Origin of the sequence: Nostoc sp. LEGE 06077 (genome assembly GCF_015207705.1) — a bacterium.
In the GTDB taxonomy this organism is placed as follows: Bacteria; Cyanobacteriota; Cyanobacteriia; order Cyanobacteriales; family Nostocaceae; genus Nostoc_B.
Genome location: NZ_JADEWI010000106.1, coordinates 1 through 8767, shown reverse-complemented (window position 1 = coordinate 8767; position 8767 = coordinate 1). Strand labels below are relative to the sequence as shown.

Below are 8767 nucleotides of genomic sequence, written 5' to 3'. Positions count from 1 at the left end.
TGTTGGGTGAGCGTCTCGACGTAAATGTTTCAGGATTTGTAATTCCACATCCATTGCCCTGCTTACCTTCCAGAGTTTTTTCTTTTAATCCTTTTATTTAGAATACTCGGAAAGTGACAGAAGAGGGTTACGGTGTACATACAAATGTTGATTGAGTGCATCTGTCCCGCCTCGGAATGAATTCCGAGTCTCATAGCGCAAGTCATCTCAAGATGACTCAACGAGAAATATATTCAAGTCCACGTTTTGTGGACTTTGGCTATGAGCCTGGAACTTTAGTTCTAGGCGGGATGTGGCTAAACATGAAAATTTTTGACTGGTGTGTACATTGCAGATTCCCGTCCGAGAGGTTCTTCTATAATTAATGGAATTGTTGAGTTTCAAAAGTTAAACTACTTTTGAGCAACCGCAACACCATTAGGTTCACCAAGAATCTTGGCGAATCTTTCTAAATAGAAATTCACAGGATTTGCAACTGCTTGAATAGACTCACGATTTTCTACAGCATTCCACCATTGCAGCAAGCGGGGTGTTTCTGTTGGTAATGTAAACTTACGGAAGTGTTCGAGGAGGGGTAAACGCTCAAACCAGGGATAGAAGCTGATATCAACTAAACTGAATTTTTCACCCAACCAATAAGGGCCGTTACCAGATAACTTACCTAATCCTTCTTGCTCAATATATAACAGGGCTTCGACAAATTCTTTCCGCCCTTGTTCTTGTTCTTGAGCATCTTTACCACGCAAGAATTTGTTAAATGCGGGGACAAAGCGAGTATTGGCGTAGTCAATCCAAATCCGCGCGATCGCTTTTGTCGTAGGATCATGAGGTAACAAAGCTGGCTCTGGAAAGACTTCTTCTAGATATTCATTAATCACCGCAGATTCATAAATTTCTACATCCCCATGCTTAATTGCTGGCACTTTACCATAGCGGGAAATCTGCGTGAAATCAGATGGTTTGTTCTGTAAGTCAATTTCAATTGGCGTAAAGTCAATTTTCTTTTCTAGCAAAACTACGCGGGTTCTCTGGGAAAAGGTAGAAGCTTTAGCAAAGTAAAGTTGTAGGTTACTCATGAAATTTTTCCTTGTATGGTAGTTTTAATGAAACCCTGAAGTATAAGCAAACTCAGGTTTACTTAGGGAATTAATTAAAGTACTATAACTTTATAGACTTACCGTAGAATATCTCAAAGTATTGCACATACTTTTGGGAAACACAAGTAGGGCTAGGCAGCGAAATATCTGACTACAGAGGGAAGGTTGAAGGGGTATAGGGGTGTACTTCTCTGCGGGACGCTCCGCGAACGACTGCGCTCAGTAACCAGGGTGTAGGTATTCAAAACCCTTATACCCTTACACCCATTCCTAACAAAACATTTTTGTGCGTAAGTCCTGGAAATATGAGGTATTCTAATTCCTGGATTCTCTGTGCTGATTTCTTTTCATATTCTGCTAATCTGGCAAATATGTAATACTTAGTGATACTAATAGTTAGTCAAGCCAACTTTTCCCGTCTCTGATGGCTGGGTATTATCAGGTCATTTTCTACTGCAATAATTAAAAATGATGAAAGAAATATCACGTCGCCAATTTATCACCACAGCCACCCTGACGACAGGCTTTGTTATAGCAGTGCAGCCTGTGTTTGCCAAAGTAATTACCACCGATAATAAGGGTTTAACTGCGGGTGCGGTGAAAATTCCGGTAAAAGATGGCGAAATTCCTGCTTATAGAGCCGTACCTGCGACTGGGAGTAATTTTCCCGTGGTTTTGGTGATTCAAGAAATTTTTGGTGTCCATGAGCATATTCAGGATGTTTGTCGCCGCTTTGCCAAGTTGGGGTATTTAGCGATCGCACCAGAATTATTTGTGCGTCAAGGTGATGTGTCAAAATTAAGCAACATAGACGAAATCCGTCAGGTAGTAGCTCAAGTCCCCGATGTACAGGTGTTATCAGACCTAGATGCAACAGTCAATTGGGCAGTAAAATCAGCTAAGGGAAATGCCAAGAGAGTGGGAATTACAGGCTTTTGCTGGGGTGGAAGAATTACTTGGCTATATGCTGCACATAATCCCCAAGTCAAAGCAGGTGTAGCCTGGTATGGCAGACTTGTGGGTAATTCTACAGAACTCACACCTAAAAATCCCATTGATATCGCATCAACATTAAAAGTACCTGTTCTGGGACTCTACGGCGGTAAAGATACAGGCATACCTGTAGATACTGTAGAGCAAATGAGAGATCGCCTCAAATCCAGTAGCAGCAAATCTCAAATTATCATCTACCCAGATGCACCCCACGCCTTTTTTGCAGATTATCGCCCATCTTACCGCGAGAAAGAAGCCAAAGAGGGCTGGAAAAAACTCCAAGCATGGTTTAAAAAATATGGCGTGTAATCATCGTATGTAGTGAAAGACTGCTTATTTGTAGGGTGGGCATTTTCAGTCAAACTCTCAATCAACTAGGAGATATATTTGTTAATGCCCACCTTACAGATACTTCAGTTTTTTCAAAAATCAAATATGAGTCTTATATGAAAAAGTCTAACTACTACGATAATATTGCCCCAATCTATGACCAAACACGCTGGTTATCAGAGACAGTTGCAGAAGAAGTAGCAGACTTTATTATTAAACTTGTATGTGCCACACCTGAAACATCTTTTTTAGAACCAGGTATCGGTACAGGATTAAATATTATTCCTCTCGTTAAATGGGGCTATTCAGTAACAGGAATTGGTATCTCAGCAGAAATGCTAAACCAGTGCCGTCAAAAATTAAATGGTACTCCTAAAAATTTGCGGCTAATTCAGGCTGATGCTTCACAATTAGCTTTTCCAGATAACAGTTTTGATGTTGTATTAACTGTTCATGTCCTCCATACTGTTGCTGATTGGAAAGTATTTTTAGACGATATTGAGCGCGTGCTAAAGCCAGAAGGTTGGTATCTTAATTGTCAATGGATTACTCCTCCAGCCAGAAGAGAATTTGAAGGATATTTCCGAAAAATACTATCTAAGTATGAAGTATCAAAGCCAATTTCTACAGCAATACAAAAAATAGATGTAGAAGGATATTTACATCAAAAAGGGTACAGATCAAATTACTTAGTAGCTAAAGAATGGACGGTTAACAATACAGTTGAAGAACTAATAAGTTTTTTTCAATCACGAGCCTACGGTTTATGTTGGGGATTAGCAGATGATCAATATCATTTAGCTATCAATGATTTGAAAGAATTTTGTCTCAATCATTATGGTTCGTTGGATAAAATTATTTCTTCTCCAGCAAAGTTTGAAATTTGGGCTTATAGAATAGTCTGAAATCATATCGAAATTAGCTGAATTAGCGACAGTAAAACCAGTAAATTAAATTTGCAATCTGAATTGGAGAAATAAACTCAATGACAACCACTGCATTAATTGTTGGTGCTGGTAATGGACTAAGTGCATCCCTCGCGCGTTTGTTCGCGGCGGAAGGGATGAAGGTTGGGTTAGCTGCAAGACAAATTGATAAGCTGAGTACATTGTCTCAAGAGATTGGCGCAGTTAGTTTTGCTTGTGATGCTTCTCAACCAAACGAAGTCAACCAACTGTTCAACGATGTAGAACAAAAGTTAGGAGCGCCAACCGTTGTAGTTTATAATCCAAGTTTCCGAGTTACAGGTAAGTTAATTGACCTTGACCCTAGCGAAGTGGCAAAATCGCTGGAAATTACTGCTTATGGTGGCTTTTTGGTAGCCCAAGCCGCCGCTAAACGAATGCTGAAATTAGGTGAAGGGGCAATTTTCTTTACAGGTGCGTCGGCTAGTGTCAAAGGTTATCCACGTTCTGCGCCCTTTGCGATGGGTAAATTTGCTTTGCGGGGTTTAGTTCAAAGTATTGCGCGTGAACTAGCGCCGCAGAATATTCATGTGGCGCACTTTATTATTGATGGTGGAATTCGTTCGGCGATACGACAAGAAACCACGGATAAGCCTGATAGTTTACTAGATCCAGATGCGATCGCTCAAACTTACCTCAACATTCTCCGTCAACCCCGCAGTGCTTGGACATGGGAAGTTGAATTACGGCCTTGGGTGGAAACATTTTAGTACAGCGAATGGACAGTTATCAGCCGCATTTACTCCATGATCGACATAAATATTGCTGTTTTTGTATCCTACACATCTTAACAACCAACAATTTATAGGGTAAAAGTGGATACAGCTAAGAAATATAAAAAATCATAATAGAAATACTATGAGTGAATTAGTAGTAATCAGCTTTAATGATAAATATAAAGCAGATGAAATGCTGCTAGAACTACTGAAACTAGAACAAGAGCATTTAGCTGATTTAGAAGATGCTGTTGTAATCACAAAAAATGCACAGGGTAAGATAAGGGTTAAACCCTATCATGATTTAGTCAAACCTGGTGATCTGAGTAATGAACTTTGGGGTGGGATCATTAGCGCTACTTTTTTTCATCGCTTTCTTACCATTAAAGAAAGTGTGTTTGAAAGTAGTTTCTTAACCGAAGTTGAAGCAGCTTTAACCCCTAATTCATCGGCTATATTTGTTTTAATTAATTATGCTGATCCCGAAAAAATAATTGCAGAATTTCATCGATTTGAAGGCAAGTTAATTAGAACAACTCTATCTAAAGAGCAAATTGAGTATTTAAAGAAAAATCCTCAAAAAATCTAACTAGTTCTACCGTGAACGACAGAGATGAAATTAATTAACGACGTTTGCGGTTACAATACAACACCAAAAACACAAATAATCCGAGTCCAGCAAGATATTTGATGGGATCTGGCACATTGGGATTAGGCGAAAAAAAGCCTTCAATCGTACCAGCAATAATTAACATTGGCACAATCCCAAATACTAATTGTGCAGCTTGGGAACCATAAAACTTTAAAGCATCACCACGGCGATATTTACCAGGAAATAAAATTGCTCTGGCTAATAATAAACCTGCACCGCCAGCAAAAAATATTGCTGGTAATTCCAAAGCACCGTGGGGAAACACAAAAGCCCAAAAAGGATAAGCCAAGTTATTTTGACCGACTAAAGTACCCACAGCACCAATTAATAAACCATTGAATATCATTAAATAAGTTGTGTATAATCCCGCAGAGATTCCACCAGCAACCGCGCCAAAAGACACCGAAAGATTATTAATCATGATGCTGCTGGATGCTAACGGTTCAATGCCGACAATCGATCCCATCCATAATTTATGCTCATCCCGTACCTGAGAAATTAGCCGTTGTGGTACTACGAGCGACATAAATGTTGGGTCTTGCCAAGCATACCACCAACCAACTAATGCCCCCAGCAAAAACAAACCTGTAGCCAACGCAATGTAGGGAAATGTTTGCTGCACTACAGATGGTAATCCCCAACGGTAAAATTCCGCCGCCGCCCGCCATTCTTGTCGGCGCGAACCTTGGTAAATCTGCGTGTAACCGCGGGTAGTTAAATTTTGCAAACTTTGAATTAAAGTTTGACCAATTTGTTGTGTACGGGCGCGGGCTAAATCAGCCGCTACGGAACGATATAAACTTGCTAATTCTCGAATTTCCTCGGCGCTGACTGACTTGAGTCCTTTTTTTTCTACTTGCTTTAATAAGGTATCTAAACGCTGCCAATTTGGTTCGCGTCGTGCAATCCATCGTTGAATATTCATAAAGTAGGGGAGTAATTTGTAAATAATGCGATATGCCACAAACCCCTCTCCTCTCAGCAGGGCTGTTTCATTCTGAGAAGAAAAATCTGAAAGTCTTATTTTTTCGTTTGAATTTAGGTTAGTCGTAGAGGATAGAGTCTCCCTGCCCCTCTAATACCCTGTGCTAAACTTATTTTCTCTGGAAAATGAAACAGCCCTGCTCTCCTCTCAGGGGTTACGGTGTATACACAAGTCAAAAATTTTCATGTTCAACCACATCCCGCCTAGAACTAAAGTTCCAGGCTCATAGCCAAAGTCCACAAAGCGTGGACTGGAAGACATTTTTAGCTCAGTCATCTTCAGATGACTTGCGCTATGAGACTCGGAATTCATTCCGAGGCGGGACAGATGTACTCAACGAACATTTGTGTGTACACCGTAGCCTCTCAGGGGAGAGGCTTTGATTCTTGCTCCCCTTCCCTTGTAGGGAAGGGGTTGGGGGTGAGGTTTGAGCGAAAGTTGCACACGGCGTTAAATCATTGAGGATTGTTAGATTTTAGGTTAACAATGAGGATTGATTTTCTAAAAATTAGTCACTAATTCAGCTAAAAACCTCGATAGTGCCTACATTTCTTAATTACGAATTACAAATTACGAATTACGAATGGCTATAACCTACCTTAAGATAGCCACAAATTCACAACTGTAGTTTCAGGGAAATTTGGTATCATGTCGGAAAACATTAATTCTCCTAGTCCCATACAACCACTCAGCGTTGGAAATGTTGTCAGTGCCGGAATGCGCTTGTATCGTTCTCATCTGAAGGATTATTTTTTACTGGCTTTGAGAGCATATATATGGGTAATAATACCTGTTTATGGATGGGCAAAATGTTACGCTCTCATCGCGCTGATTTCTCGGCTGGCTTTTGGCGAATTAGTGAATCAACCTGAGAGTGTTTCATCAGGTGAGCGCTTTGTCAATTCTCGGAAGTGGCAATTTTTGCTGATGATGCTGTTAATGTTTCTTGTCGGTATAGGGATTCTTGTTGGTGGGGTAATTTTAGTTACCCTGTTTAGTGTTTTATCAGCAGCATTGGTTGGGGGATCTGGTCAACAAGGAAATCCTGCTAGTATTCTTTTGTTGATTGCGATCGCTATTGTGATAGGTATGGCGGCTTTTGTGGCAGTTTTGTGGCTATTAACGCGGTTTTATTTGGTGGATGTACCCTTAGCCATTGAAGAGAATATTGATGCAACATCAACTATTAGCCGCAGTTGGGAGTTAACCCAAGGTTATGTTTGGCGGATTATGTTTATTTCCTTTGTGGCTTTTTTGATTACCATCCCAATTCAAATTGCAGTTCAAATTGTTTCGGGAATTATTCAGTTGGTTTTTGCGTCATTGATTGAAGAAAATCCTGGATTTTTTACTTTAGTTTATGCTGTGTTAATTCTGGCTTTAAGTTTTGGTGGCAGTGCTGTGATTGTGCCGTTTTGGCAAACAATTAAAGCAGTGATTTATTATGACTTACGCAGTCGCCGTGAAGGGTTGGGCTTGCAGTTACGCGATCGCGAAATTTAAATAAGTAGGTTGGTGTTAAAAATTGTCGTTATGACAAGGCAGAAGACAGAAGGGAAGAGGTTTTCAGCGAGTTTATTTTTTGTTACATACTTCGGTTTATTTGCACCGTTCTACTTACTATTACAAATATTATTATGCACTTTTTTAACCGCGTTAAATTTCGCACCCCCGAAAGTGTCGAATTAGAATTTACCCTGGCTGGTATAGGTAGCCGTGCTTGGGCTTTACTAATTGACTATTTGGTATTGGCTATCGTTTTATTAGTATGTATCTTTAGCTGGATTTCTATATCTGGTCAATTAGCTGATGTTTTGGAGAATCAAAATACTATTGCTTCACAAGTTGGACTGTGGTTAATAGCCATTACCTTTTTACTTCTGTTTGGAATTTACGTTGGTTATTTTGTATTTTTTGAAACACTATGGCAAGGACAAACCCCAGGAAAACGCTTTGCTAAAATTCGCGTTGTGCGAGATGATGGTAGACCTGTTGGGTTAGCACAGACAACTTTACGCGCCTTACTGCGACCTTTAGACGAATTTTTATTTCTGGGCGCTTTTTTAATTATGTTTAGTCACCGGGAAAAGCGCGTGGGTGATTGGGCGGCTGGTACAATTGTGATTGAGGCAGAAAGAGCGATCGCATCAGCAACTTTCACAATTTCTGAACAAGCTAAGTCGCTTTATACAGAATTATCTGGCATTGCCGATTTATCTCAACTTTTACCAGATGACTTTGCCATCATTCGGGAATATTTGCAGCGACGTGGCGCAATGGCATCCAAATCAAGAGTTGCACTTGCGTCTAAGTTAACTCAACAAGTTGCAGCGATTGTAAATCTAGATCAACTGCCAGAAGTTGCGCCTGATGTATTTTTAGAGGCTATTTACTTAGCTTATCAACACAAAGAATTTTAGTATTTTTGCTGCTGGCGGCGCGGATGGGTAGGTGTAGAAAATCAAGGTTGAGGCAAAATCGCTGTACTCCTCATGGTGCAAGCCTTAGCAGAAAAATTTAATTGAAAACATCCGCGCACCTTTCCTAGACTACGTTTCAGCATTTTTGTGTCAAGCGACTTCAATTGTGAGATGATACAATCACACCATCCGCGAAATCGAACCTTGAAAACTAAATACACCTTAGCTTTCTGGCTTCCGCGTTGCAACTTTAATTAATCCCTATTAGGGATTGAAACCCAGCTTTTACAAAAACAAATTGCCGAGAATGATTGCAACTTTAATTAATCCCTATTAGGGATTGAAACAAACTGATTAACATCAAGTATATCCGTTGACTGATTTGCAACTTTAATTAATCCCTATTAGGGATTGAAACAAGAGCCGCCTTTCTAAAAAAGTATGGGAGTATGTTGCAACTTTAATTAATCCCTATTAGGGATTGGTGCGACTATCGGTTGCACGACGAGAGTGAGTATCTCAGAAATACTCCTGGCGAGTGTCAATGCCAGTACCCGCCCAAAGGGGCATTATAGGTAACTGTGATGTCTCAAAGCTAGAGGGTAAAAT

General features: G+C 40.1%; 8 protein-coding genes. 6 read left to right on the top strand and 2 right to left on the bottom strand.

Going from position 1 to position 8767, the window contains the following annotated elements:
* Window positions 1-392: 392 nt before the first annotated feature.
* On the bottom strand, window positions 393-1076 hold the full coding sequence (locus tag IQ244_RS31705) for a glutathione S-transferase family protein (protein ID WP_193900633.1): 684 nt from the start codon (window positions 1074-1076) through the stop codon (window positions 393-395).
* A gap of 492 nt (window positions 1077-1568) precedes the next feature.
* Here IQ244_RS31705 and IQ244_RS31700 point away from each other — a divergent pair, with 492 nt between their 5' ends.
* From IQ244_RS31700 to IQ244_RS31685, 4 genes are all read left to right on the top strand, one after another.
* Window positions 1569-2399: a dienelactone hydrolase family protein gene (locus IQ244_RS31700; protein WP_193900635.1), complete on the top strand. Its 831-nt coding sequence runs from the start codon at window positions 1569-1571 to the stop codon at window positions 2397-2399.
* Between the two features lie 137 nt (window positions 2400-2536).
* Complete coding sequence (locus tag IQ244_RS31695; RefSeq protein ID WP_193900632.1) at window positions 2537-3325, top strand: class I SAM-dependent methyltransferase; 789 nt, start codon at window positions 2537-2539, stop codon at window positions 3323-3325.
* An 80-nt stretch (window positions 3326-3405) separates the two neighbouring features.
* Window positions 3406-4095, top strand: coding sequence for an SDR family NAD(P)-dependent oxidoreductase (locus IQ244_RS31690; RefSeq protein ID WP_193900631.1), 690 nt, complete (start codon window positions 3406-3408; stop codon window positions 4093-4095).
* 148 nt (window positions 4096-4243) lie between these two features.
* On the top strand, window positions 4244-4690 hold the full coding sequence (locus IQ244_RS31685) for a DUF1269 domain-containing protein (protein WP_193900630.1): 447 nt from the start codon (window positions 4244-4246) through the stop codon (window positions 4688-4690).
* 34 nt (window positions 4691-4724) lie between these two features.
* Here IQ244_RS31685 and IQ244_RS31680 read toward each other — a convergent pair whose 3' ends face one another.
* Window positions 4725-5678 carry a stage II sporulation protein M gene (locus IQ244_RS31680; protein WP_193900634.1) on the bottom strand — a complete coding sequence of 318 codons (954 nt, stop codon included), beginning with the start codon at window positions 5676-5678 and terminating at the stop codon, window positions 4725-4727.
* A gap of 708 nt (window positions 5679-6386) precedes the next feature.
* Here IQ244_RS31680 and IQ244_RS31675 point away from each other — a divergent pair.
* Complete coding sequence (locus IQ244_RS31675; protein ID WP_193900629.1) at window positions 6387-7241, top strand: glycerophosphoryl diester phosphodiesterase membrane domain-containing protein; 855 nt, start codon at window positions 6387-6389, stop codon at window positions 7239-7241.
* A 134-nt stretch (window positions 7242-7375) separates the two neighbouring features.
* Window positions 7376-8158: an RDD family protein gene (locus tag IQ244_RS31670; RefSeq protein ID WP_193900628.1), complete on the top strand. Its 783-nt coding sequence runs from the start codon at window positions 7376-7378 to the stop codon at window positions 8156-8158.
* Window positions 8159-8767: the final 609 nt, after the last annotated feature.

Coding starts and splice junctions, on each gene's coding strand:
- IQ244_RS31705 (WP_193900633.1), bottom strand. CDS start 1,076: ATGAGTAACCTACAACTTTACTTTGCTAAAGCTTCTACCTTTTCCCAG.
- IQ244_RS31700 (WP_193900635.1), top strand. CDS start 1,569: ATGAAAGAAATATCACGTCGCCAATTTATCACCACAGCCACCCTGACG.
- IQ244_RS31695 (WP_193900632.1), top strand. CDS start 2,537: ATGAAAAAGTCTAACTACTACGATAATATTGCCCCAATCTATGACCAA.
- IQ244_RS31690 (WP_193900631.1), top strand. CDS start 3,406: ATGACAACCACTGCATTAATTGTTGGTGCTGGTAATGGACTAAGTGCA.
- IQ244_RS31685 (WP_193900630.1), top strand. CDS start 4,244: ATGAGTGAATTAGTAGTAATCAGCTTTAATGATAAATATAAAGCAGAT.
- IQ244_RS31680 (WP_193900634.1), bottom strand. CDS start 5,678: ATGAATATTCAACGATGGATTGCACGACGCGAACCAAATTGGCAGCGT.
- IQ244_RS31675 (WP_193900629.1), top strand. CDS start 6,387: ATGTCGGAAAACATTAATTCTCCTAGTCCCATACAACCACTCAGCGTT.
- IQ244_RS31670 (WP_193900628.1), top strand. CDS start 7,376: ATGCACTTTTTTAACCGCGTTAAATTTCGCACCCCCGAAAGTGTCGAA.